Genomic DNA, 24657 nt, shown 5'->3' with positions numbered 1-24657 from the left:
CTATTTTGTCTAATAACCTCGACTAATTCTATTCTTAAGAGTTTTATGGAATGTATCCGCAGAATAAGTACCAACAGAACCAGCTGACTCAAACATTCTCTTGTTGTTGAGGGCAGTTGACTGCTCTTTCTTGTATTCTGAAATAAAGAGAGCCAAATGCGAGCTATTCGTCATTTGAGGCCACATTTCTAAATACTCAGGTAAATGGGTATATCCAACTCTATACGAGGCAATTCTTGTCGCTGATATAGTTGCTTCACCAATTTCAAATGGAACCCACCATGACAGAGCTGTCTGTCCAGATATAACAGCAATAAGATGTGTACATTCTGCAACATTTTTCGTTATCACTGCTGTAATATTTTCTGTCGATTGGGATTCCGCATCGAATACATCCATATATGTTTTGATTCCAGCTTGTTGCAACTCTGCATTGACTTGAAAAGCTGTAGTTCGATCAGAATGTCTATAACTTATAAATACTGTCATTAGAAATGTCCTTTAATTGCAAGTTCACGGTAATACGCTCCCAAAGCAGTCAACCGACAACCTGTAGAGTTGATGGCTGCAAAATACATATGTTCAGCATCAACGGGCTCAATTAAACTATGGCGATTGCATTTTTGTAATTGCGCAAATATTTTGCCTAATTCTGGATCAAAATCTTCATACTCAGGCTCATAGGCAGGACGTAATGGGTAAACAAATTCCTCTTCCGGAAACCATTCAGGTATTGTTCGAAGAGTTTCAAGAGGGACTAAAGAAGGATGCTCTTTGAGGGATACAAATTGGGAAACATTAGTTTTAAAAACAGGTCGTTGCTCCCAAGGACCTAATGCATTATCAACAAATGAATACAAACTACCAGGAGTTACATTACCTAATAGGTTTGCAGCACCACCATGTAATGCTTGAAGTAGCAGTTTAGTAAATACGCCATGGCCTGAGCACTCTTGTGCATATTCATTTTTTCGACAAGCAGTAAGAATAGTAATTCCGTCGCTAATAACGCTAGAACCACCTCGAAGTTGACGCATCTCTCCTGCACCACCAGCTTCACAGCAATCAAGAATTATTATTTTATTCTGTATTTCAGTAGCTTGTTCTGCCCACATCAATATGTCACTAACTCGAACTCCATCTCCTGATGAGCGATAATCTTGCGGAATAAGAGTACCTTCGTTTAGGCTTTCATCAAACGCACCATGTCCAGCAAAATATAAAAGAGCAACATCACTTACACCAGAAAACAAATCCTTTATTGAGTCTTCAATAAAACGTTTACCAAGTTCATTCTCGGCGGTTGTAAATACTTTGCTATGAAAATTAGGAGAGCCCGATGCATGGCGTTTAAGCACAGATGCCATCTCTATCGCATCACTATTACAACCAGCTAAAGAGTTAATATACGAATAATCGTTAATACCAAGAAAAAGAGCTTTTCTCATTTATCCCTCCTTTTTAATTAGCCAGACGACGAATTGCTGAAACAACACTTTCAGTATTCCAATTGCAAATCTCATTAGCTGCAGCTCTCACGGTTGTCGATATGTTAGTTGACCCGTAAGGTTTCACTGCAATAATCGGTTTGCCCAAACGTCGAGCTATTGCGATTTCTTTATTTATCCATTTGCTGTAGGTTGAATAAACTCCAGCCATGATGACCACGACGGAACTAAGCCTGATTTTATTCTCGATAGCAGCTTCTAACTGACGATCTGTTCTTGCTCCAACGATAGGGTTGGATTCAGGTACAGAATAGTTTTTAAAACTAAAGAATGTTTTTTTCTGGAGTAAGCTTGTCAGATTGCCGTACTGGTAGCCATAGTTCCACGAATGGGAAATAAATAAGTGGTAAGTTTTCATTTTAACCTCATCTGATTCACGTTATTTTTTTAACCAGACATTGCACGTCATGGTCAACTCAGATAGAGTACTACCACAATCTGATTAAATCAATTTTTTTAATCAGAACTCATCAATCAATTTGTAGATGAATTCGATACCACCAGATTCAGCAACCTCTTCAACCCTTTTTACATATCCGAGTTTGAATATGTTCTTAAGCCGTGTACTTGCATTTTGTGTTGTAATATCAAAATCTTTTGATACTTGACTAGTCGTTACCTTTTTCTTTTTAAGCATGTAATCGACTAGTTCTTTAACGGACTTTGTCATCTCCGGGCCGATAAAAGAAGCATTGCCATCGTTCCAAATTGTCATAGGCTGTTCTTTAGCAATAGCAGCATAAGTCCAGTTATCGATCAGATCTTCATCATCAATATCTGATAAATAGAAAAACTTAACACCACTAAAATGCTTAGCTAAAGCCATAACACTTTCTCTTGGAAACGAAGCATCTGTAGCTACAATACCATCAAGAGAAATACCAAACGTATCTATTGATTGGTGATTTTCAACTAAATGAAAAAGATCAGAATAAACAGCCTTACCCTTTACATTTCCGTTTGGGTGAGCATCTTTTGTATAGTCGATTAGCTTTAACAACATATAATTTCTGATTAAGGTATTTTATTTAACGAGACTATAGCACATCAATCTATATAAAAGTCAAAACAGATGTGTGTTCCCTCAAGTTTTTTGAGATCTGTACGATAGAAGTAATCATCTAGCTTTCCATCTTTATACTTTAGTGTCAGCTCGAATTTTTCCTGCCTAACACAAATTTTCGCATCAAATTTCGCAGCATTTTTGGCGCTAAGTTTTAATCCTAAACCTCGAGCTTTATAGTTCTCATCACGCGCGCCACTAACTCCTCCTTTTTCAAGAACCTCTTTTAACAACAAAATATCTGAGTCGCGTTTTTGTAAAGGGTACTTACTGTGTAATCGAGGGTATCGTTCTGCCAACACAGGTCTCAATGTCCCCACAATCCCTTCACCGCTGTCCGAGAAAACTGTTTGAACTTTGGTCCTCGTTTTTCCATAAACTTGTAACGCAGCTACGCCTGGAATCGATGTTTGAGAATGTTCAATGATATTATTGATATACTCAGACATGAACCCAAAGGCGGAGTTTGCATGTTCCTCACCTGCGAGTTCAATGAACGCATTTTTCAATTTAGTTGGTAAATTTGTCTCTTGGGTATTAGCCTCTATAGTTACAAATTCCATTACCTTTTTGTTTTGCCCGTAGTGGCAGGACAAATCTTCAACTTCAGGTATAATTGCTACTGATGGGTCAACTGTTTCAAATAGCCCAACACGACATAAATAGGTAAAAGAGTCACGGCAATCAGAGAAATCTAAAACTACCTTTTTCCCGCTTGCGGCCAGTTGGTTTACTAAGCAGAGCAACCGTGCAACAGCTCCTAGTAAAATGGCACACTTTGAAAATTCAAATCGAACAGTATCAAAGTCATCAGACCAAACGTCTTCACATTTAGTGAGTAAATCGTCTAAATCAGATGTAGTTAACCATCCGTTTTTTGCTATTCTCACAGTAGATTCTTTAATAGCTAATGACCACTGATTGTCATTTTTGACGAAAGTGCCACTCTCATCATGATGCAAAAATGAGTTTACAGCTTTCTTGTCAAAGCCCAACGTTTTAGCGATCTCCCGGCCTTTTAGCCCTGGAGATTTGGTCAGCAAAGCTATTATCTTTCTTTTCATTGATATACCAAAATCCTTCTGTAAGTAGCAAAGACGGTTTGTAGGGACATTTAGCCGACTCCACCACCATTAAAAAAATGAATGGCAGAGCTTCGGTTAAGAAAATTGAGACTATCTCCATATACCACAAAAATTAGCCCATCAATCAGACATCTCATCAAGACTAACCAAACAGTTGTTCTCAAATAAGTCCATAAAGACGCCAACCTCTGGCATATCATCCTTGAAGTTTTCTATTTTCTTACCCAACCGATCTTTAACTGTCACAAACTCTGGGTTTTGATATTTCAGCTCATCGCAAGCTTTAAAATACGCTGCAATCACGTCAGCAGCTTTAACTAATTGTTTATAAATAGGATCTACTTGTTTTTGAACTAAAAGTTCTTCAAACAAAGGTTGAAGACGGGTTGGCAAAGATTCTAAACATTTTACTTCCGCCATATCCTCAAGCTTCTTAATCTCTTTTGTAAAGGAAGGCGAGCTGTACTTAGTTATGTGGTTAATATCTTGTAACTTTGTCTCTGAAACTTCATGATAAAGCGCTATAGTGGCCGCTTTCTCAGGATCAACATTACCACTACAATAAGCATTTTTAACAGTTGCTAGTAAATGAGCAATTACTGCAACCTGATGGCTATGCTCGGCAACGTTCTCAAGCTTTACTAAGTGCATAGGAGACCAACGAGCAACAAGGTTCATCCTGAGTATCCATGCTAAAAAGGAGCTATCTTTCATAAATATTTACCCAAATAATCACAGAGTTGTACTAAAACCAATATCCATCACTATACTCTGTAAATGAATTCCTCTCTACCGAACTAACCGCAAGAATTCATAAGCCGTTATCCCATCATCCTATCTGCAACCGTAAAATCAGAAGTGATGTGTTTTAGAAAAAATATTTCTATCGTCTTACTTTCCTACGAAATTTATATATAAAAAAGTGATGCGAAGTTATGTTTTAAGCTTAAAAAATACAAATCACTTTTTTTTATATCAATCCCTTTATTTATCTATGTTTATATTAAGTGAGTTGAAATATATTTTCATATACCGGTAACCCACCATACGGACACGGTGGCGAAGTCGCATTGAACTATATGATGCGTGACCATGGTGGCTTTGAAGGCAATGCGCAGACTTTTCGCATTGTGACCAAATTGGAGCCATACACTGAGCACTTCGGGATGAATCTATCGCGCCGAACTTTGTTAGGTTTGATCAAATACCCAGCACTCATCAGTCAGACTCGTTCAGTCAAGCTGCCAAACCCAGCAGAACATCAACGTCGATTAAAAGCCAAAGAATGGAGCCCAGCGAAAGGCATCTACGATTGCGATAAAGATCTGTTTGATTGGGTTATCGCTCCACTCAGCGAGAATGACAAAAGCCTGTTGAGCCAAATGCGCTATCGACCAGATTCCGATTTAGAGCACAGCAAAACGCGCTTTAAATCCCTCGACTGCTCCATTATGGAGCTCGCCGATGATATTGCGTATGGCGTGCACGACTTAGAGGATGCCATTGTGCTGGGTATGGTCACACGTCAGCAATGGCAAGAAGGTGCAGCAAGTCAGTTAGCTGATTGCGGTGATCCTTGGTTTGAAGAACATATCGGCTCTATTGGACAAATGCTGTTTAGCGGTAAACATCACCAACGCAAAGATGCGATTGGAGGTATGGTCAATGCCCTACTTACAAGCATCTCTATTAAAGTGGTTGATGAACCATTCCAAAACCCTTTACTGGCATGGAATTCTTGTTTAGAACCGCATATGGCGAAAGCGCTAGATGTGCTTAAACATTTCGTCAGTCAGTATGTTATTCAAGTGCCGCAGGTGCAGATTGTCGAATACAAAGGGCAACAAATCATCATGGATATATTCGAAGCACTAAGTGCCGATCCTGAACGATTGTTGCCAATACACACAAAAGAGCTTTGGCAGAGTGCAACTAGCGATAGTGGCAAAATGCGAGTCATTGCCGATTACATATCCGCAATGACCGATGGTCATGCGCAAAAGCTACACCGCCAATTGTTCTCTTCTATTGTTTTGTAAAGCGTAGTTCTACTTGTTCAAATAATTTTTTTCAAATACGCCCGGAGGCATCTGGGCGATTTGAAATTCAATCATCCTGTCAAAAGCATTGAGTAGCGGCGAGAAGTCGTTATCCGGCTCCAATAAACTCAACGCATAAAACCCTGCTTCCACTGTCGAAAGACTGTTGTCTGAAGGCGCTTTACGAATTGTATAGTGACCTTGTAAATCCTCGGGAAGCTTTACTGTGGTTAAAGTGTGCAAGTTGGTGGAAAGCTGCCACATTTTATAGGCTTTTTTCCACGTGCCATCGAGCAAAATCAAGCGTGTTTTTCTTGTGCGCTCGCTCTCGGTACACGCAATGTCTGAAAGGCACTGTGATTGCTCCGACGGATAAAGGATAAAATGCTGATACGCTTCATCGGTGAGTAACGCGTTTAACTGTGCGTCGTCAGAAAAATCCTCGCCAATCAAACAAGTACAGTTCTTTAAACTCAAATTGAGAATCCGTGCCGTACCAAGTGGACGATGCGCTTCACTCGTATGCTGAAGAATGATAAGTTCAACCCCGCTTGCTAGCGGTACGATCCATTGGCAAATACAGGCTTTGCGCGATTTTCCACACTGAGAACAATAACGAGACATAGAGTGAACCTTTATACATTGCTGACCATCATCAGCGTTATCTGCTTAGTACTACAATTCGAACCAATGGCGAGCCTCACCGAATGGCACGCTTACAACATACGTCATGGTGAATGGTGGCGAATCGTAACAGGAAATCTCACGCATACCAACTTTGCCCACCTTGGAATGAACTTGGCAGGATTATGGGTTATCGCGTTTATATTCCGTCCTAGTGCACGCAACTTCTCGATTGTTTTTCTTTTGCTTTGTGCCTTTGTCGGCGCAATGAACTTACTGACTAGCATGTCAGTCTATGTCGGCTTGTCTGGCGTCTTACACGGTTTGTTTGGTTTTTGGGCTCTAAGAGAAGTGTTTGAAAACAGAAGAAGTAGCCTACTCTTAGTCGCCGGACTTATTGCGAAAATCGCATGGGAGCAACTTTATGGCCCTTCAACCAGCACTGCTGCAATGATAGGCGCTCGTGTTGCTGTTGATGCACACCTGTTTGGTGCAATGGGAGGCTTAGGTATGGCATTAGTAGAGAAAGGATTCCATCGCCGTATATTTGGATAAAAAATCCCGAACCACGAAAGAGGGTTTGGTTCGGGAAAGCAGTAACCGGAAACGAAAACTCAGTAAGAATACAATGGTCGAAGCCCGCGTTTATAGAAGAATGCGGTTTTCGTTTTTCTTGATGGTTGCTTCACCAATTCCTTTTACATTGGTTAAATCAGCTGCTGTTTTAAATGGGCCGTGCTCAGTACGGTAGTCAACTATGCTTTGCGCTTTCTTTTCGCCAATACCTTTCAGCATCGTTGCTATCTCTTCTGCAGAAGCAGTATTGATATTGACCGTAATTTCAATTCCTTCATATTTATCAGCCTTGGTATCAGCGGCCAAACTGAGTGGTGCGAACACCACTAAACACAAGGTTAAAATCCATTTCATTTTGAACATATACACTCCAAATTAACGCTCTGAAATAATCCGCCCTAATGTAGGCAAACACTCATCGTCATTGAAGTTTGTTTAAACAAAAATAAAACGGGCCGCTTACGCGACCCGTTTTAGTTAACATGCAAATTACATAATTAGTGCTTAGTTGCTCACAACAAAGTACTCAATGTCTGTGTTAGCACGCAATACAGCGAGAACAGAAGATAGATCCTGCTGAGATGATGCTCGTTGCATTTGCATCGCAACTTGATCTTCTAGCGAACTATCTAGTTCCGCTTTCACAGCATCCAGTTCAATCACTACGATGTTGCCTTCAAGGTCTTTCGACTGACCGTAGACAGGTTTGCCATCTACTGGCTTCGCCATTGCAAAGACGGTAGTTGCTAGTGGCGAGCGACGGTCAACGGTCTCTTCCTCACCAAATGTCAGGTTGTTTTCCGCAAGAACAGTAGTATTGCCTTCATTCAGAGCAGCTACCACTTTTGTACCTAGCTCTAGAGCACCTTGCTCACCTTTAACGCGAGATAGTTCAGCCACAACTTGGTCTTTCACTTCAGCTAATGGAAGCACTGTTTCGTCACGAGAATCTTCAACACGAACAACAACAATGTGCTCAGGCGAAACTTCAATCGCTTCTGAGTTCAGACCGTCTTCTTTCACTTCTGGGCTCAGTAGTGCTTGCATAACGGCTTGGTTACGTAGAACCTCAGGTGCATCAACTTGAGAGATGAAATCTGTTGTCTTCACTTCTTGGTTAATAGCTTTAGAAGCATCGTCTAGTGAATCAGGGTACTCAAAAGCAACACGCTCAAGCTCGTTTTGTAACTCGTAGAATTGATCCACCGCTTTTTGGTCTACTAGCTCTTGCTTAATCTCCGCCGCCACTTCATCAAATGGTTTTGCAACGGCATCTTTCAGCTCTTCTAGCTTGATAATGTGGTAGCCAAAGTCAGATTTTACTAGACCAGACATGTCACCTGGGTTCTTAAGTGCAAACGCAGCTTCTTCAAAAGCCGGATCCATAACATCACGTTCGATCCAACCTAAGTCACCGCCGTTTTCAGCACTACCGAAATCATCAGATTTCTCTTGCGCTACCGCGGCAAAATCTGCACCTGAGTTCAATTCATCTAAGATAGCTTGTGCTTTTGCTTCATCATCACCTTCAACAAGAATGTGCGCCACTCGACGTTGCTCTTCTGAAGAGTATTTGTCTAGATGCTCGTCGTAGTATTTCTTAACGTCTTCATCTGTTACTTGAATCTGCTTCTTAAGTGCTTCAGCAGACAACTCAACGTAAGACACTTTCACTTGCTCTGGACGAGTGAAGTTATCTGGGTTTGCTTTGTAGTAAGCTTGAATTTCTTCGTCAGTTAACTCAACTTTCTTCGCAAACTCTGCCAAATCGATGGTTACAGTGCGGATGTCGCGTGTTTGGGTAAACAGTTTACCCTGAGATTGAACTTCGCCTGGAAGAGTAAACTCACTGCTTTGAAGCGCTGTTAGAAGCTGCTCACGCACCAATTCACGACGCATGTACTCAGCAAAAGAATCAGGAGAGAAACCTGCACGACGTAGCGATGCTTGGTAAATGTCTTGATCAAACTGACCGTTAGATTGGAACTGAGGCATTTCAAGAATCATCCTACGAACTTGAGCATCGCTGATTCGTAAGCCAAGTGCTTCAGCTTGTTGGTCAAGCAATACGTCATTAATCATACGATCAAGCACTGATTTGCGGAAAGATTCAACGTATGCAGGGTCAGCCAACATTTGAGAGAAGTAGTCACCCAATTGAGCTTGCATGCGATTGCGCTCATTTTGGTAAGCCATCTCGAACTCACCACGAGGAATCTCGGTGTTACCTACTTTCGCTGCTGAATTGTTGCTGCCATTCACTAGGTAGCTACCTACACCGGCAAATACGAAAGACAGGATGATAAGTCCAAGGATAATTTTGACCGCGATGCTATTCACGCCTTCGCGTAGTCGATCCATCATAATTTAACTGCTCTCCACAATTGAAGCGTACGGCTTCTAATAGAAAATATAATGACGCGATAATATCAGAAAAAGAAATGCGCATCAGTATGATGCGCATAATTTAAAAAAGTTCGGCTCGAAGTTTGTAAATTTTTGTTCGAAACTTATTGTTTGAGCAAAAGTTATTCAAATGGCCGGCAACAGAATCACGCTTTAATTAGTTACAAGCGTCTTTCAGTGCTTTACCTGCTTTGAAAGCTGGTACTTTTGCTTCTGCGATTTGGATTTCTTCACCAGTTTTTGGGTTACGACCAGTACGTGCAGCACGAGTGCGAACGCTGAATGTACCGAAGCCAACTAGAGCAACTTGATCACCAGACTGAAGTGTGCCACTTACTGCTTCGATGAATGCATCTAGAGCACGACCCGCTGACGCTTTAGAGATGTCTGCATTTTCTGCGATTTGTTCTACTAATTGAGTTTTATTCACTGTGATTTCCCCTTTGTGCCATCTGTGATTATTTTTGTGATGGCTTTTCGTTCCATAGTTAAGAAAATATGCTCCAACCCTTATTTTTCAAGGGCTGGCAGCTATCGAAACTAACTTAGCGCCCAAAAAAAACGCTGACAAGCCTTTTTAGGCTTATCAGCGCAAACTTTTACTTATTTTTGCTGCACATCACTATTTTTTAGCTTCAAACTCAACGCCTGTCGGGTCTCGCTCTAGTGCAACTTTCAGTACTTCATCAATCCACCGAACAGGGATAACTTGCAGATCTGCGATAACATTCTCAGGAATCTCTTCCAGATCACGTTCATTATCTTTCGGGATAAGAACTGTCTTTATGCCGCCACGATGTGCCGCAAGTAACTTCTCTTTTAAGCCACCGATTGGTAATACTTCACCACGTAGGGTGATCTCACCCGTCATCGCAACTTCAGCTTTTACCGGGTTACCTGTCAGAGCTGATACCAAAGCAGTACACATTGCTGTACCCGCACTTGGGCCATCTTTCGGCGTCGCACCTTCAGGCACGTGAACGTGGATGTCTTTTTTCTCGTAGAAATCTGAGTTAATGCCCAGTTTATCTGCACGAGAGCGCACCACGGTCATTGCTGCTTGGATAGACTCTTGCATTACGTCGCCCAGCGAACCTGTTTGAGTCAGCTTGCCTTTACCTGGCATAGATTGAGTTTCAATCGTTAATAGATCGCCACCCACTTCTGTCCAAGCTAGACCAGTAACTTGACCAATTCGGTTGCTTTCATCAGCTTTACCGTAATCGAAACGTTGAACACCCAAGTATTCTTTTAGGTTGTCCATCGTTACCGTCACTGATTTGATGTCTTTATCTAGCAGGATGTTCTTCACTGCTTTACGGCAGATCTTAGAAATCTCACGCTCAAGACCACGCACACCCGCTTCACGAGTGTAGTAACGGATAATACCGATGATTGCTGAATCTTCGATGACTATCTCGTTTGGTTTCAAGCCATTACGTTGCACTTGTTTTTCAACAAGGTGACGCTTCGCAATGTTTAGTTTTTCATCTTCGGTGTAACCGGATAGACGAATCACTTCCATACGATCAAGTAACGGACCAGGAATATTCATCGAGTTAGACGTTGCAACAAACATCACATCAGACAAGTCGTAATCCACTTCTAGGTAGTGGTCGTTGAATGAGTTGTTTTGTTCAGGGTCTAATACTTCAAGCAACGCTGAAGCCGGGTCACCACGCATGTCTGAAGACATTTTGTCGATTTCATCCAGAAGGAAGAGAGGATTTTTCACACCAACTTTCGACATTTTCTGAATCAGCTTACCTGGCAATGAACCAATGTAAGTACGACGATGGCCTCGAATCTCTGCTTCATCACGCACGCCACCTAGGGCCATACGTACGTATTTACGGCCAGTAGCAGATGCAATTGAGCGGCCAAGCGATGTTTTACCCACGCCTGGAGGACCAACAAGACAAAGGATTGGACCTTTTAGCTTGTTAATGCGGTTTTGAACTGCCAAGTACTCCAGAATACGCTCTTTCACACGCTCTAGACCATAATGATCTTCGTTCAAAATCTCTTCCGCTTTCGCGAGATTTTTCTTCACTTTAGAACGCTTAGTCCAAGGTACACTTACCATCCAGTCGATGTAGCTACGAACTACTGTCGCTTCTGCGGACATTGGAGACATCATCTTAAGCTTTTGCAGCTCTTGCTCTGTCTTTTCACGTGCTTCTTGCGGCATTTTTGATTCGTCGATCTTCTTTTGCAGAGTCTCGAACTCATCAGGAGCGTCTTCCATCTCACCCAGCTCTTTCTGAATCGCTTTCATTTGCTCATTCAGATAGTACTCACGCTGAGACTTCTCCATTTGCTTTTTCACGCGACCACGAATGCGTTTCTCAACTTGTAGCAAATCGATCTCTGATTCCATCTGGCCCATTAGGAACTCTAGACGCTCAGTAACATCAATAATTTCAAGCACTTGTTGTTTATCAACAAGTTTAAGAGGCATATGTGCCGCAATCGTATCTGCTAGGCGTGCCGCTTCATCGATACCATTCAGTGACGTTAGCACTTCTGGTGGAATCTTTTTGTTTAACTTAATGAAGCCTTCGAATTGGTTGATTGCGCTGCGAACAATCACTTCTTGCTCACGTTCATCCAATTCTGGTGTTACGATGAATTCCGCCTCAGCTAAGAAGAAATCACTTTCTTTGAAATGATTAATTTTTGCGCGCTGCTGACCTTCAACCAGTACTTTTACTGTGCCATCAGGGAGCTTTAGAAGTTGGAGAATGGTAGCTACCGTACCCACTTCGAATAGGTCATCAACCGTTGGTTCATCAGTGTCAGCTTGTTTTTGAGCCACAAGCAGAACTTGTTTGTTTGTTTCCATCGCCGTTTCTAGACAGCTAATCGATTTCTCACGACCAACAAACAATGGAATCACCATGTGCGGGTAGACCACTACGTCACGTAGAGGTAATACCGGGATCTCGATACGCTCGGAACGTTCCAAGTTCATATAATTCTCTCTTCCGCTTTCACGTTTAACGTATTACTTAAGGCAGTATATGGGGGCTAATTGTTTGGATTCAATAAGAGAAATAAAAAAAAGGAGGTAATTACTTACCTCCTTTTTCATTCATGGCTGAATTTATTCTGCTCCAGCTGCCTGATTGTCGGCATTGCTGTAAATAAGCAGTGGTTCTGACTCACCATTGATGACGGATTCATCAATCACGACTTTACTTACATCTGTCGCAGATGGCAGTTCGTACATGGTTTCAAGCAGAACACTTTCCAGAATTGAACGCAAACCACGAGCACCTGTCTTACGTTCCATTGCTTTCTTCGCGATAGCACGAAGGGCATCTTCACGGAATTCAAGCTCTGCGTTTTCTAGCTCAAACAATGCTGCATACTGCTTGGTCAGTGCGTTTTTCGGTTCACATAGGATCTGAATCAACGCTTCTTCATCAAGCTCTGTCAGTGTTGTTGTCACAGGAAGACGACCAATGAATTCTGGAATCAAACCATACTTCACTAGATCTTCTGGCTCAACCTGAGTAAACAGTTCGCCGACGGTTTTGGTTTCGTTCTTCGAGCGCACTTCTGCACCAAAGCCGATACCAGTACCCGTAGCTACACGCTGTTCGATAACTTTATCTAAACCAGCAAATGCACCACCACAGATGAACAGGATCTTAGACGTGTCCACTTGTAGGAATTCTTGCTGTGGATGCTTACGACCACCTTGAGGTGGAACTGAAGCAACCGTACCTTCGATAAGTTTCAATAGCGCTTGCTGAACACCTTCACCAGATACGTCACGCGTAATTGATGGGTTTTCAGCTTTGCGAGAAATTTTGTCAATTTCGTCAATGTAAACAATGCCGCGTTCAGCCTTCGCTACATCGTAATCACATTTTTGCAGAAGCTTTTGGATGATGTTTTCAACGTCTTCACCCACATAACCAGCTTCGGTTAGTGTGGTTGCGTCTGCCATTGTGAATGGCACATCCAAGAATCGAGCTAGCGTCTCAGCAAGCAGCGTTTTACCACTACCTGTAGGACCAATTAGAAGGATGTTACTTTTACCAAGCTCCACACCTTCGCTCGTTGTATCACCATTGCGTAAACGCTTGTAGTGGTTATATACCGCAACTGCGAGCACTTTTTTCGCGTAATCTTGTCCGATCACATAGTCGTCAAGGTGTTCACGGATCTGTTTTGGCGTTGGTAACGCTTCAGATTCTTTCTTAGGGAGAACATCCTTGATTTCTTCGCGAATAATATCGTTACATAGGTCGACACACTCGTCGCAAATGTAAACTGACGGACCTGCGATTAGCTTGCGAACTTCGTGCTGACTTTTGCCGCAGAAAGAACAGTACAGCAATTTACCGCTGCCACTTTCTTTGCTTTTATCTGTCATTCGCTAACCTCTTAGCCTTTACTCTTCATGAATGAGTGTATATCAATTTTTGCCAAAATGCGCTGGCTAAATTACGCGCCGCGATGGCTCAACACTGCATCCACGATACCGTATTCCACAGCCTGCTCTGCTGACATGAAGTTGTCACGATCGGTATCGCGCTCAATCACTTCAAGAGGCTGGCCAGTATGTTCTGCTAACAGGTTGTTTAGCTTCTGTTTAATGGTCAGGATTTCCTGAGCATGGATTTGGATATCAGAAGCTTGACCCTGGAAACCACCTAGTGGTTGGTGGATCATCACACGTGAGTTAGGAAGAACGTAACGTTTACCAGCAGCACCACCTGCAAGCAGGAATGCGCCCATAGAACAAGCTTGACCCATACATACAGTGCTTACATTGGGTTTAATAAACTGCATTGTGTCGTAAATTGACATACCTGCAGTTACGCTGCCGCCTGGAGAGTTGATGTATAGGAAAATGTCTTTATCTGGATTTTCAGATTCTAGGAAAAGTAGCTGAGCCACGACAAGGTTTGCCATGTGGTCTTCCACTTGACCAGTTAAAAAAATCACGCGCTCTTTAAGTAGACGTGAGTAGATGTCGTAAGAACGCTCGCCTCGGGAAGTTTGCTCAACCACCATTGGTACTAGTGCGTCCATAATTGGCGACATTGCATTTTTTTCTTGGTAGCTCATATTCTTATGTCCCTAAAATAAATGGCCCGGATGATGACTATCATACGGACCATTGTTAGCAGAATAGTTAACGTTAAGTCAACCTTCTACGCAAGATATTGCTTATTAAGCAGCAGGTTGTTGGTTAAGTAGCTCGTTGAAGCCTACTTCTTTTTCAGTAACCTGTGCTTTAGCGATGATCGCGTCGATTGCTTGCTCTTCTAGAGCTACGTTACGCATGTTGTTCATCATTTGCTCGTTTTGCTCGTAGTAAGCAATAACTTCTGATGGATCTTCGTATGCAGTAGCCATTTCTTCGATTAGAGCTTTAACTTTCTCGTCGTCCGCTTTTAGCTCTTCAGACTTGATTACTTCACCTAGTAGAAGACCAACAACTACGCGACGCTTAGCTTGTTCTTCGAACAGTTCACGTGGAAGCTGTGCAGCTGCTTCTGGGTTACCACCGAAGCGTTGTGCCGCTTGTTGACGTAGAACGTGGATTTCTTGCTCGATAAGTGCAGCAGGAACGTCGATTTCGTTTTCTTTAACTAGACCTTCGATTGCTTGCTCTTTGATGCGAGTCTTAACAGCTTGCTTAAGTTCGCGTTCCATGTTCTTACGTACTTCAGCTTTAAGTGCGTCTACGCCGCCTTCAGCAACACCGAACTTAGCAACGAATTCGTCGTTTAGTTCTGGAAGTTCACGAGCTTCAACTTTGTTCACTTTGATTGCGAACTTAGCCGCTTTACCTTTTAGGTTTTCAGCGTGGTAATCTTCTGGGAAAGTTACGTCGATGTCGAATTCCATACCAGCAGTTTTACCTGCGATACCGTCTTCGAAACCAGGGATCATGCGACCAGCGCCCATTTCTAGTGGGAAGTTCTCAGCTTTACCGCCTTCAAACTCTTCGCCGTCGATAGAACCAACGAAATCGATGCTTACGCGTTTGCCAGCTTCTGCTGCTTCTTCAACTTCAACCCAAGTTGCTTGTTGCTTACGTAGAGTTTCGATCATCTCTTCTACGTCTGCTTCTTTAACTTCAGTTAGAGGCTTCTCAACAGTGATGTTTTCTAGGCCTTTTAGTTCAACTTCTGGGTAAACTTCAAAAGTTGCTGTGAAAACTAGGTCTGCACCTTCTTTGTTTTCTACAGGAGCGAAAGTTGGAGCGCCAGCTGGGTTGATTTTCTCTTTTACGATCGCTTCGATGAAGTGACGTTGCATAACTTCACCAAGAACGTCTTGACGTACTGCTTTGCCGTACATCTTAGCAACCATTTTTAGAGGCACTTTACCCTTACGGAAACCATCGAAACGACGGTTTTTAGCGATGTTGCGTAGTTCAGCTGTTACAGCATCTTCGATGTTTGCAGCTGGAACAGTAATGTTTAGACGGCGCTCTAGGCCCTCTAGCGTTTCAACAGTAACTTGCATTATTTATAAACCTCTAAAGTGGCTCGGTTATCCGAGCGTATGAGCGTAACTCTTTAAGTTAACGCTTCATCCTTGTGTAGTGTTCTGTCCGAACACCTAATTTAAAATCGAGTATTGATGCTGATTCTCAGCACCAGACTAATCAGTGATATCTTCGACAGAAATATCAAAGGTATCTCCTATTAGCCTCAGGACAGAATTTTTAGACGCGACATTCTAGCGATCTGTCGCAACCCTGTCGAGCCAATAGCCACCATGTGGACATTGTCTGCGCTAAATTCTCGAAAGCTGACTCATTTTTTTGCCAAAAATGGGATTAAAACACCCAATGAGCGCGTCAGCATATCTAGAATGGGGACAATAGCGACTTTTTCAAGAGAATCGACTGCTTTTTTTATTGAAAAGCGTAAAAAGAGATCTTGCTCTTGTTTTACTCCACAGAGTTGAAAACTAAATCCCCCATCATCCCTACAACCCATTAACATTTCTAAAGGCATAAAAAGGACGTGTAATAGGAATGCAAGGATGTCTCAACGAAATCGTATTTTACTGATTTTTTTCGCCTTATATTTCCTGTGCGCCATTGTGGGCGGGCGCTGGGTGTGGCAACACAGCTATCAATCTTTGCTAGATAAACACCAATCACAGCTCGAACAATTTTCTAGCCACATCAAAAATAAGCTCGATAAATACGCCCATATACCCAATCTTTTAGCCAAAGATGATCCTCTTTTTGAAGCCCTACTGAATCCTTCAAATAGCGCTCAACTCGAAATCACCAATCGCTATCTAGAATCGGTGAACAACGTTATTGAAGCGGCAGATACTTATTTGATTGATCAATGGGGCACGACCATTGCCGCAAGTAACTGGCGTAAAAAGCGCTCTTTTATTGGACGCAACTTTGCTTTTAGACCTTACTTTAAACAAGCCATCAGCGGTGAAAGCAGCCAATATTACGCTCTGGGCTCAACATCCGGCCAACGTGGCTATTACTACTCATATCCAATAATTTATGCTGGCGGCATGTTAGGCATCGTGGTCGTAAAAATGGACTTGAGTAAAATTGAAGATAACTGGCAACAACCTGACAGCGTGTTCGTCGCCAGCGACCCTCACAATATTGTCTTTATGAGCAGCCGGCAGGATTGGCTATTCAAAAGCCTACAACCGTTAAGTGATGCAGATAAAAAGCAAGTTTGGACGAGTAGACAATATCTCGACACACCGATTACGACATTGGGCTTTGTCGGCAACTTGAATGCGCCAAATTCTGAACTGAAACAAGGCTACCCCTACAATAAAGGGACACTGGTTGTCTCTTCACTGCCTTTGCCCGAGTTAAAGTTAACGATTCGCGTGCTTTCGCCAAAACAATCCATCGTTTGGGTTACGATGGGCTATATCGTTGTACTTACGTTGGCCTTTACGGTTTTGTTCTTGATTGGCCAGTTGATTTATCACCGCCAACAACGTCATTTGCAGTTAGAACGAATCCAACAAGAAGCGAATCAGAAGTTAGAATTTCAAGTCATGGCACGAACAGCAGAGTTACAGGCTGAAATTGCGCAGCGAACCGAAACGGAGCAAACACTGCGTTTGACCCAAGATGAGTTGATTCAAGCGGCTAAGCTGGCAGTTCTCGGTCAAATGTCAGCGAGCATCAGCCATGAGCTGAATAATCCGTTGGCAGCCATTCGTAGCTTTGCTGAGAATGGAAAATTGTTCCTTCAGAAAGAAAAGTATGACCGAGTGGAAGACAATCTCACTCGCATTTCAGCCCTCACAGACAGAATGGCAAACATCAGCCAGCAATTGCGTTCGTTTGCCAAAAAGGCCAGCGGCAATGAGCTTACCCAAACACGTCTGTTGCCCGTGATAGCCTCATCAAAAGAGCTCATGAAACCCGCTTTTAAATCTGCTCGTGTTCTACTTGCTACCGAACTTCCTACTGACGACATCGAGGTTCAAATCAATACCATTCAATTGGAGCAAGTTCTGGTTAACTTGCTGACGAACGCGATTGAAGCCGTAAAAGAACAACAAGATAAACAAGTGTGGTTGCTCGTTGAAACGGATACGGATGAAAACAAAGTGATGATTCATGTCGATGACAATGGCCCTGGGCTTGGTTCGCACACACTGTCCGAACTTTGCGAACCGTTTTTAACAACTAAAAAGAATGGATTGGGATTAGGGCTTTCTATATCTCAGCAAATATTGGCTGGCATGAACGGCAGCTTGAGTGCTCACAACCGTGCCCAAGGTGGCGCTCGATTCTCATTGTGTTTACCAATATGCCAACGCACCGAACAATCAGAAGGATAAGATAATGTGTCAGGTGTTTTTTATTGATGATGAAGCCGACCTTCGATTAGCAATAGAACAAACGTTTGAGCTAGCCGATATCGAAGCGACTTTTTTTTCCGATGCGGAATCCGCCTTGTTAGCCATGAAACAAAGCGACGAAGCTGGTGTGATTGTGACCGACATCTGCTTACCTGGTATTTCAGGCATGGACCTGTTAACCACGTTAGTTCAACGCGACCCAAACCTGCCAGTCATCATGATTACAGGCCATGGTGACATCTCTATGGCCGTAAATGCGTTACACCAAGGGGCCTACGATTTTATAGAGAAACCTTTTGCGCCAGAACACTTGGTTGAAACCGTAAAGCGCGCCATTGAAAGACGCCAACTGACGAACGAAAATGAGAAACTTCGTCAATCACTCAAAGCAAGCCAAACGCTTGGCCCCCGAATCATCGGTGAAACCACCAGCATCCAAACGCTGCGAGAAACCATCACCCACATTGCTGATACAGATGCCGATATTCTGCTGTTTGGCGAAACAGGTACAGGTAAAGAGCTTATCGCCCGCTCACTGCACGAACAAAGTTCTCGTAGAAACAATAACTTTGTGGCGGTGAACTGTGGCGCGGTGCCAGAAAACTTAATTGAAAGCGAACTCTATGGTCATGAAAAAGGCGCATTTACGGGCGCAGAAAGTCGGCGTATTGGTAAGTTTGAATTTGCGCAGGGCGGCACACTCTTCTTAGATGAAATCGAATCGATGCCAATTCAGGCACAAATTCGTTTGTTGCGCGTCCTGCAAGAGCGCGTGATTGAACGCGTTGGCTCAAACGAACTTTTACCTCTCGACATTCGCGTTGTCGCGGCAACGAAAGTGGAACTTAAACGTGCGGCGGAACAAGGCACATTTCGTCAAGACCTCTACTATCGCCTCAACGTGGTTACGCTAGATTTACCCCCCTTACGTGAACGCAAGGAAGACATCCCTGCCCTTTTCCACCATTTTCTTTTAGTTGCGGCGTCGCGCTATGGTAAAAGTTCGCCAAGCCTTTCAGCACAAGATTTGGCCCAGCTAATGGCTCACGATTGGCCGGGGAATGTCCGAGAACTGCGCAATGCAGCAGAGCGTTTCGTTTTATTAGGTAAACTAATCCAATTAGGCGAACCAAGTTCCATCCCCGCCTCAACCAGTAGCCTTGCAGAGCAAGTGGCGGAGTTTGAAAAGGCAGCGATAGAAAATGCGCTACTAGAAAACAATGGCAGCATCAAACAAACGATGGAACAGTTGAATGTGCCTCGAAAAACGCTGTATGACAAAATGCAACGCTATCAGATAGATAAAGAGCTCTATAAATAAAACAGGTTCGCACGATTGGTATTATATCCAACTTGAATCATAATTTTTCTAAGGCAATTATTGGGCTCATATGGATATGAATGAAAAAGTGAGGATACCGATCATTACCGATACAGTGATGGTAGACGGCCAGTATCAAGAAGAAAGGCGCTCCGGTGAAGACCGACGTAAAAACAAAAAGAAGTGGCACGGCTATGAGCGCAGAGTCCATCCCGATCCGAGAAAACAAGATTTTAAATCCATAGACGAAGAGGTGTGATTGCTCACACCTCTTTTTGGTTGAGTGAATGTAATTCGGAAAATGTGTTATTTAGTGATTATTTCTGGCCCCATCAAGGTCGTAGGTAACCAAGTTGATACCCAAGGTACATAAGTCACAATTATCAAAAACAAGAACATGACACCCACCCATGGCAATGCCGCTTTTACAACATTCATCATCGACATTCTTGCCACCCCAGCCGTTACAAACAGATTCAACCCAACTGGTGGCGTTATCATGCCGATTTCCATGTTCACCACCATCATGATACCGAGGTGAATTGGGTCGATGCCCAGCGCAATGGCAATTGGGAACACCAAAGGAGCAACGATGATCAATAAGCCCGAAGGCTCCATAAACTGACCACCGATCAGGAGCAATAAGTTCACAACTATCAAGAACGTAATTGGTCCAAGACCCGCAGACAGCATCGATTCCGTGATCATCTGAGGGATACGTTCTTCAGTCAGTACGTGTTTTAAGATCAGTGCATTAGCAATGATAAACAGCAGCATGATGGTAAGCTTGCCTGCTTCATACAAGGTATGCTTAGTGTCTTCATGCACAAAGGTCTGAATCACTTTGACTATCGCTGGTTTGGTGTTTTGCTTATCAGCAAATGGTCCCATGTCTTTGTAGATAAAGTTCGCGATCAAGAATGAGTACACCGCCGCAACTGCCGCAGCCTCTGTTGGTGTGAAAATGCCGCCATAGATACCGCCAAGGATGATCACCACCAGCAACAAGCCCCAACTCGCATCTTTGGCGGCATCAAACGTTTCTTTCCATCCCACGAATGGTTGCTTAGGTAGATTCTTAATCCTCGCCGCAATGTAGATAGCGATCATCAACATCACGCCAGCCAGCAAACCCGGGATCACACCACCAAGGAACATACGCCCCACTGACACATCGGTCGCCGCTGCATACACCACCATCACGATCGATGGCGGAATCAAGATCCCCAAAGTACCTGCGTTACAGATAACACCCGCAGCAAACTCTTTCGAGTAACCGTTTTTGATCATCCCCGCAATGACGATACTACCGATAGCGACCACGGTTGCTGGTGAAGAGCCAGACAGTGCTGCAAACATCATACATGCCACAACGGAAGCCATGGCGAGACCACCACGGAACCAACCAACAATGGCAATCGCAAATCGGATGATTCGCTTTGCAACGCCACCTGTCGACATAAAACTTGAGGCCAAAATGAAGAAAGGTATCGCCAACAATGTATAGTGACCAGCAAAGGCGTTAAACAGCGTTTGAGCAACTGACGCCAAAGAAGCATCGGAATGCAGCATTAAGAAAAGTACACTGGAAAGACCCAGAGAAATTGCGATTGGCACACCAATGAGCATGAAGCCAATCACCATTAAAAACAGTAGTAAAATATCCATGGCTTAGCGCTCCTTGTGCTCAGAATCGTTCGAGGAACGAGGAGTCATGGCATCGCCAGCTTCACTCATTTCTTCTTTTAAGGCTTCCAGTTCTTCCTCAGCTTCATGACCTGCAATCAAGCGATCCAGCTTGCCTGTAGCGATCTGCCAAGTGACTTGTAAAAAACGGAAAGTGAGCATCGCCATACCAAGCGGCAAAGCGAAATAAGGAATAAAGCGTGGCAGTTTTTCGTAGCGCTCGCCTTCATTAAGCCAATCCGCTAAGAACTGTAAAAACTCAGGCATTGGGATATCGTCGGTTTCATACCATGCGCGCTCTGTCGCAAAGGGATACCAATAATTCCAAGCACCAATCAAAAGCAGAATCGAAAAGGTTAGGCAGCAGGCCGCTGCGACTAGCGCAAGGAGTTTACGGCGCCCTTCAGGTACGATATTGATGATGACATCCACGCCAATGTGAAAGTGTTTTTTCACACCGTACGAAGCGCCAACTAAAACCATCCACGCGAACATGAATACGGTGAGCTCTAACGCCCAGAGAATATTATCGTTAAAGACATAGCGAAAAATGACATTAGCAAACGTCAGCAATGTCATCGCACCTAAGAAGAAAGCAATCAAGGTTTCTTCAATGGCATCGGTGATTCGTCCAGCCTTGGCAAAAAAAGTCGGTTCCATAATTACATCACGTCATCAGTAAAGGGAAAAAGCCCTCATCCTCAGCTCGGCTTAGAGAGAGTCCGAGGGCGAATGGATATCGTTTTTGTTATTGTTGGTTTGAAGCCAAAGCCGCTTCAATCAGGTCAGAACCAATGTCTTTCTCAAACTTTTTCCACACTGGTTGCAGAGCCGTCACCCACTCTTGACGCTGCTCTGGCGTTAGCGTACGAACCACACCACCCGCTTCGATGATGTTGTTTTTATTCGCCAAGTTCACTTTGGTCGATTCCGCGTTACGCTCAACAGTCACTTCTTGAATGATGGTATTGAGCTGTTCACGCTGATCTTCTGGTAGCTTCTGCCAAAAATCGTTCGACGTCACAACGAGGTAATCCAAAATACCGTGGTTGGTTTCCGTGATGCCATCTTGAACTTCGAAGAACTTCTTACCGTAGATGTTTGACCAAGTGTTCTCTTGACCATCGATAACCTTCGTTTGTAGACCGCCGTAAACTTCTTTGAAGGACATTTTTTGAGGGTTTGCGCCAAGTTGCTCGAACTGGGCAACAAGAACGTCAGAAGCTTGGACGCGGAACTTAAGCCCTTTCGCATCGCTTGGCACCATCAGAGGTTTATTGGCAGACATTTGCTTCATACCGTTGTGCCAGAACGCAATGCCTTGTAGACCACGACGTTTCATTGAGTTTTTCAGCTTCTCTCCCGCTTCAGAGTTTTGGAAGCGGTCAACCGCAGCGACATCATCAAACAAGAAAGGCAGATCGAAAAGGCGATACTTCTTGGTGAATTTCTCAAACTTAGAAAGAGAAGGAGCAGCGAGTTGAACATCACCATTTAGAAGAGCTTCCAACACTTTGTCATCATCGTAAAGCGTTGAGTTTGGAAACACCTGCATGCACACTTTGCCGTTCATTTCTTCGTTGACACGTTTTTCAAGCAACGAAGCAGCAATGCCTTTTGGGTGTTTGTCCGCATTAGTCACGTGGCTGAATTTGATGACCGTTTCACCTGGGTCACAATTCGCAGCGGCATTAAAACTGGTAACAGCAAGAGCAGAGACAGATAGTAGGGTTAGAGGCTTTAACATTATTATTCTCCTTGATAAATCACATCCCATCCCGTCCATGAAGTTAAGGTGATGGGTACGGATGTTCATCAAAGAGCAATTAACAGACCAACTATTTTTTTATTTAAAATCAATCCATTAAGATATTAAAATTGACAAGCGAGAGACAAAAGGAGGGAAATCCACCCACAAACCCAAAGGATATGGGTGGAAAATGACCCATTTATGAGGAGCAGCTGATCTCCATCTTTTTCCCCCACTCAGGCGGCAGTTTGGCATACGCTTCAAACTCTGGTTGCGAATCGTATGGATGGCGAAGTATCTCAGCAAGACGGTGAACTTCGCTGAAATCCCCTTCCTCAGCTTTATCGATAGCCAATTGCGCAAGGTAGTTGCGAAGAATGTATTTCGGGTTGGCTTGGCGCATCTGTTCACAACGCTGTTCGGCTGAAATCGGCTCACCAATTTCATCTACCTCCAGCTCACATCGAGCCAAATACAAATCAAGCCACGCTTGGGCGGCTTCCCGGTCAATAAACAAATCAATGACCTCTTGCGCTGGCTGTTTATCGAGGTTGGACAACGCTCTAAAGAATCGTGTGTAGTCGGTATGATTCTGATTAAGCAGTTCAAACATCGACTCAAACAAACGTCCGTCTTCTGCAATTTTTGTTTTCAAACCCAGCTTACTGCGCATCAAGCAGCTAAACTGCTGGCTTAAACGCCCTTCAAATTGGCTCAATGCCTGTTCTAAATCTTCTCGCTCGACGAGCGGTGATAAGGCATGTGCCAAAGCAGAAAGATTCCACAGGGCAATTCGCGGTTGCTGCTCGAACGCATAACGCCCCTGATAATCAGAATGGTTACAAATGTACCCCGGTTCATAATCGTCGAGAAAACCAAATGGCCCGTAATCAAAGGTTTGCCCGAGAATTGACATGTTATCGGTGTTCATCACGCCATGAGCAAACCCATACGCTTGCCAGTAAGCAATCATGTCCGCTGTTTTCTGAACAATTTCGCCAAACATTGCAGCGTATGGCTTCTCTGCCGACGCACTATCAGCAAAGTGCCACTCGATGACTTTGTCCGCCAGCAACTTTTGCTCTGCCAATTGATTGGTATAGAAAAGGTGCTCGAAATGGCCAAAACGCACGTGGGTCTCCGCCATACGAATCAACATTGCACCGAATTCTGTTTTCTCGCGATAAACAGGCGTGTCACTAACCATCATGCCAAGAGCACGAGTCGTCGGGATCCCAAGCCCCGCCATGGCTTCACTACATAGATATTCACGAATGGTTGAGCGCAACACCGCCCTGCCGTCCCCCATTCGCGAGTAGGGTGTTAGCCCCGCGCCTTTAAGGTGAATATCAAACCAAGTGCCATTTTGATGCTCAATTTCCGCCAACAGCAATCCACGTCCATCGCCCAAGTCTGGGTTGTAGACGCCAAACTGATGCCCTGCGTATTTCATCGCCAGAGGACGAAACGGTTCGAATTCGCTTTGCCCAGAAAAAACCGCCAATAGCTCATCGTTTTGCTCTGCTGGTAAACCAAACTGCTGCGCAAACTCACCATTCCAAGCAACCCAGCGAGTATTATCCAAGGGTTGTGGCTCGACCAAAGTATAGAAAGCAGACGGTAATTGACTAAAGCGATGGGTGAAACTGACCCGTTGCCAAATGGACATGTGGGGTTCCTTAATAAAAAGAAGTACTGTTGTCAGTATACGTGTGAACGTCACTGTCATTCAGCCATGAAATGGGCATGGGTATT

General features: G+C 43.6%; 23 protein-coding genes and 1 pseudogene. 5 read left to right on the top strand and 19 right to left on the bottom strand.

The features are described 5' to 3' along the window. Positions 1-9: 9 nt before the first annotated feature. The 6 genes from ACF8EG_RS14410 to yfbR all read right to left on the bottom strand — a co-directional run bounded on the left by ACF8EG_RS14410 (position 10) and on the right by yfbR (position 4370). Positions 10-489, bottom strand: a complete 480-nt coding sequence (locus ACF8EG_RS14410) for a toll/interleukin-1 receptor domain-containing protein (protein ID WP_191686049.1) — start codon at positions 487-489, stop codon at positions 10-12. Continuing rightward, the gene (locus ACF8EG_RS14405) at positions 489-1448 is read right to left on the bottom strand and encodes a caspase family protein (protein ID WP_258517536.1); all 960 of its coding nucleotides are present in this window, start codon (positions 1446-1448) and stop codon (positions 489-491) included. The genes ACF8EG_RS14410 and ACF8EG_RS14405 overlap by 1 nt, the downstream gene beginning before the upstream one ends. A 13-nt stretch (positions 1449-1461) precedes the next feature. After that, on the bottom strand, positions 1462-1866 hold the full coding sequence (locus tag ACF8EG_RS14400; protein WP_191686047.1) for a TIR domain-containing protein: 405 nt from the start codon (positions 1864-1866) through the stop codon (positions 1462-1464). A gap of 102 nt (positions 1867-1968) precedes the next feature. Beyond that, positions 1969-2511, bottom strand: a complete 543-nt coding sequence (locus ACF8EG_RS14395) for a DNA-binding protein (RefSeq protein WP_191686043.1) — start codon at positions 2509-2511, stop codon at positions 1969-1971. Between the two features lie 44 nt (positions 2512-2555). After that, the gene (locus tag ACF8EG_RS14390) at positions 2556-3635 is read right to left on the bottom strand and encodes an ATP-binding protein (protein WP_191686042.1); all 1080 of its coding nucleotides are present in this window, start codon (positions 3633-3635) and stop codon (positions 2556-2558) included. A gap of 141 nt (positions 3636-3776) precedes the next feature. Beyond that, a complete protein-coding gene (yfbR, locus tag ACF8EG_RS14385) occupies positions 3777-4370 on the bottom strand; it encodes a 5'-deoxynucleotidase (protein ID WP_191686041.1) in 594 nt (197 codons plus the stop codon). Between the two features lie 320 nt (positions 4371-4690). Here yfbR and ACF8EG_RS14380 point away from each other — a divergent pair. Beyond that, positions 4691-5695, top strand: a pseudogene (locus ACF8EG_RS14380) (anti-phage deoxyguanosine triphosphatase); the annotation flags it as partial. 9 nt (positions 5696-5704) lie between these two features. Here the strand turns inward: ACF8EG_RS14380 and ACF8EG_RS14375 are convergent. Continuing rightward, entirely contained in the window at positions 5705-6319 is a 615-nt protein-coding gene (locus ACF8EG_RS14375) for a tRNA-uridine aminocarboxypropyltransferase (protein WP_005482520.1), read from the bottom strand. Positions 6320-6322: 3 nt separating this feature from the next. Between ACF8EG_RS14375 and rrtA the strand changes: the two genes are divergently transcribed. Then, the gene (rrtA, locus tag ACF8EG_RS14370; RefSeq protein ID WP_025498676.1) at positions 6323-6874 is read left to right on the top strand and encodes a rhombosortase; all 552 of its coding nucleotides are present in this window, start codon (positions 6323-6325) and stop codon (positions 6872-6874) included. A 90-nt stretch (positions 6875-6964) separates the two neighbouring features. On the opposite strand, the gene ACF8EG_RS14365 is transcribed toward rrtA, so the two are convergent. The 8 genes from ACF8EG_RS14365 to ACF8EG_RS14330 form a co-directional block, all read right to left on the bottom strand. Further along, a complete protein-coding gene (locus ACF8EG_RS14365; RefSeq protein WP_021454269.1) occupies positions 6965-7249 on the bottom strand; it encodes a ComEA family DNA-binding protein in 285 nt (94 codons plus the stop codon). Positions 7250-7399: 150 nt separating this feature from the next. Beyond that, positions 7400-9259 (bottom strand): peptidylprolyl isomerase, encoded by a 1860-nt coding sequence (ppiD, locus tag ACF8EG_RS14360; RefSeq protein WP_069507255.1) that lies wholly within the window; start codon positions 9257-9259, stop codon positions 7400-7402. Between the two features lie 199 nt (positions 9260-9458). Then, positions 9459-9731 (bottom strand): HU family DNA-binding protein, encoded by a 273-nt coding sequence (locus ACF8EG_RS14355; protein WP_005382341.1) that lies wholly within the window; start codon positions 9729-9731, stop codon positions 9459-9461. Between the two features lie 192 nt (positions 9732-9923). Then, the gene (gene lon, locus ACF8EG_RS14350; protein ID WP_015296438.1) at positions 9924-12275 is read right to left on the bottom strand and encodes an endopeptidase La; all 2352 of its coding nucleotides are present in this window, start codon (positions 12273-12275) and stop codon (positions 9924-9926) included. Between the two features lie 132 nt (positions 12276-12407). Next, complete coding sequence (clpX, locus tag ACF8EG_RS14345) at positions 12408-13688, bottom strand: ATP-dependent protease ATP-binding subunit ClpX (RefSeq protein ID WP_005460618.1); 1281 nt, start codon at positions 13686-13688, stop codon at positions 12408-12410. A gap of 71 nt (positions 13689-13759) precedes the next feature. Beyond that, on the bottom strand, positions 13760-14386 hold the full coding sequence (gene clpP / locus ACF8EG_RS14340) for an ATP-dependent Clp endopeptidase proteolytic subunit ClpP (RefSeq protein ID WP_005460620.1): 627 nt from the start codon (positions 14384-14386) through the stop codon (positions 13760-13762). A 105-nt stretch (positions 14387-14491) separates the two neighbouring features. Then, positions 14492-15796: a trigger factor gene (gene tig / locus ACF8EG_RS14335; protein WP_005460612.1), complete on the bottom strand. Its 1305-nt coding sequence runs from the start codon at positions 15794-15796 to the stop codon at positions 14492-14494. A 293-nt stretch (positions 15797-16089) separates the two neighbouring features. Beyond that, positions 16090-16275 (bottom strand): hypothetical protein, encoded by a 186-nt coding sequence (locus tag ACF8EG_RS14330; RefSeq protein WP_005482581.1) that lies wholly within the window; start codon positions 16273-16275, stop codon positions 16090-16092. Positions 16276-16321: 46 nt separating this feature from the next. Between ACF8EG_RS14330 and ACF8EG_RS14325 the strand changes: the two genes are divergently transcribed. The 3 genes from ACF8EG_RS14325 (at position 16322) to ACF8EG_RS14315 (ending at position 19725) form a co-directional block, all read left to right on the top strand. After that, positions 16322-18124, top strand: coding sequence for an ATP-binding protein (locus tag ACF8EG_RS14325; protein WP_053815771.1), 1803 nt, complete (start codon positions 16322-16324; stop codon positions 18122-18124). 4 nt (positions 18125-18128) lie between these two features. Continuing rightward, positions 18129-19466, top strand: a complete 1338-nt coding sequence (locus ACF8EG_RS14320) for a sigma-54 dependent transcriptional regulator (RefSeq protein ID WP_069507257.1) — start codon at positions 18129-18131, stop codon at positions 19464-19466. 76 nt (positions 19467-19542) lie between these two features. Further along, the gene (locus ACF8EG_RS14315) at positions 19543-19725 is read left to right on the top strand and encodes a hypothetical protein (protein WP_021451574.1); all 183 of its coding nucleotides are present in this window, start codon (positions 19543-19545) and stop codon (positions 19723-19725) included. Between the two features lie 47 nt (positions 19726-19772). Here ACF8EG_RS14315 and ACF8EG_RS14310 read toward each other — a convergent pair whose 3' ends face one another. The 4 genes from ACF8EG_RS14310 to ACF8EG_RS14295 form a co-directional block, all read right to left on the bottom strand. Then, positions 19773-21134, bottom strand: coding sequence for a TRAP transporter large permease (locus ACF8EG_RS14310; RefSeq protein WP_005479029.1), 1362 nt, complete (start codon positions 21132-21134; stop codon positions 19773-19775). 3 nt (positions 21135-21137) lie between these two features. After that, a complete protein-coding gene (locus tag ACF8EG_RS14305; RefSeq protein WP_005479032.1) occupies positions 21138-21812 on the bottom strand; it encodes a TRAP transporter small permease in 675 nt (224 codons plus the stop codon). 88 nt (positions 21813-21900) lie between these two features. Continuing rightward, positions 21901-22899 (bottom strand): TRAP transporter substrate-binding protein, encoded by a 999-nt coding sequence (locus ACF8EG_RS14300; RefSeq protein WP_005479018.1) that lies wholly within the window; start codon positions 22897-22899, stop codon positions 21901-21903. Positions 22900-23101: 202 nt separating this feature from the next. Further along, positions 23102-24571, bottom strand: a complete 1470-nt coding sequence (locus ACF8EG_RS14295; protein WP_069507259.1) for a protein adenylyltransferase SelO — start codon at positions 24569-24571, stop codon at positions 23102-23104. Positions 24572-24657: the final 86 nt, after the last annotated feature.

The organism is Vibrio sp. YQ_11, assembly GCF_043103065.1.
Taxonomy (GTDB): domain Bacteria; phylum Pseudomonadota; class Gammaproteobacteria; order Enterobacterales; family Vibrionaceae; genus Vibrio; species Vibrio parahaemolyticus.
This window is presented reverse-complemented; position numbering and strand designations above follow the sequence as displayed.

Bases quoted from the DNA above. Each gene is read 5' to 3' on its own strand.
- ACF8EG_RS14410 (WP_191686049.1), bottom strand. From the start codon at position 489: ATGACAGTATTTATAAGTTATAGACATTCTGATCGAACTACAGCTTTT.
- ACF8EG_RS14405 (WP_258517536.1), bottom strand. From the start codon at position 1,448: ATGAGAAAAGCTCTTTTTCTTGGTATTAACGATTATTCGTATATTAAC.
- ACF8EG_RS14400 (WP_191686047.1), bottom strand. From the start codon at position 1,866: ATGAAAACTTACCACTTATTTATTTCCCATTCGTGGAACTATGGCTAC.
- ACF8EG_RS14395 (WP_191686043.1), bottom strand. From the start codon at position 2,511: ATGTTGTTAAAGCTAATCGACTATACAAAAGATGCTCACCCAAACGGA.
- ACF8EG_RS14390 (WP_191686042.1), bottom strand. From the start codon at position 3,635: ATGAAAAGAAAGATAATAGCTTTGCTGACCAAATCTCCAGGGCTAAAA.
- yfbR (WP_191686041.1), bottom strand. From the start codon at position 4,370: ATGAAAGATAGCTCCTTTTTAGCATGGATACTCAGGATGAACCTTGTT.
- ACF8EG_RS14375 (WP_005482520.1), bottom strand. From the start codon at position 6,319: ATGTCTCGTTATTGTTCTCAGTGTGGAAAATCGCGCAAAGCCTGTATT.
- ACF8EG_RS14365 (WP_021454269.1), bottom strand. From the start codon at position 7,249: ATGAAATGGATTTTAACCTTGTGTTTAGTGGTGTTCGCACCACTCAGT.
- ppiD (WP_069507255.1), bottom strand. From the start codon at position 9,259: ATGATGGATCGACTACGCGAAGGCGTGAATAGCATCGCGGTCAAAATT.
- lon (WP_015296438.1), bottom strand. From the start codon at position 12,275: ATGAACTTGGAACGTTCCGAGCGTATCGAGATCCCGGTATTACCTCTA.
- clpX (WP_005460618.1), bottom strand. From the start codon at position 13,688: ATGACAGATAAAAGCAAAGAAAGTGGCAGCGGTAAATTGCTGTACTGT.
- clpP (WP_005460620.1), bottom strand. From the start codon at position 14,386: ATGAGCTACCAAGAAAAAAATGCAATGTCGCCAATTATGGACGCACTA.
- tig (WP_005460612.1), bottom strand. From the start codon at position 15,796: ATGCAAGTTACTGTTGAAACGCTAGAGGGCCTAGAGCGCCGTCTAAAC.
- ACF8EG_RS14330 (WP_005482581.1), bottom strand. From the start codon at position 16,275: ATGGGTTGTAGGGATGATGGGGGATTTAGTTTTCAACTCTGTGGAGTA.
- ACF8EG_RS14325 (WP_053815771.1), top strand. From the start codon at position 16,322: ATGTCTCAACGAAATCGTATTTTACTGATTTTTTTCGCCTTATATTTC.
- ACF8EG_RS14320 (WP_069507257.1), top strand. From the start codon at position 18,129: ATGTGTCAGGTGTTTTTTATTGATGATGAAGCCGACCTTCGATTAGCA.
- ACF8EG_RS14315 (WP_021451574.1), top strand. From the start codon at position 19,543: ATGAATGAAAAAGTGAGGATACCGATCATTACCGATACAGTGATGGTA.
- ACF8EG_RS14310 (WP_005479029.1), bottom strand. From the start codon at position 21,134: ATGGATATTTTACTACTGTTTTTAATGGTGATTGGCTTCATGCTCATT.
- ACF8EG_RS14305 (WP_005479032.1), bottom strand. From the start codon at position 21,812: ATGGAACCGACTTTTTTTGCCAAGGCTGGACGAATCACCGATGCCATT.
- ACF8EG_RS14300 (WP_005479018.1), bottom strand. From the start codon at position 22,899: ATGTTAAAGCCTCTAACCCTACTATCTGTCTCTGCTCTTGCTGTTACC.
- ACF8EG_RS14295 (WP_069507259.1), bottom strand. From the start codon at position 24,571: ATGTCCATTTGGCAACGGGTCAGTTTCACCCATCGCTTTAGTCAATTA.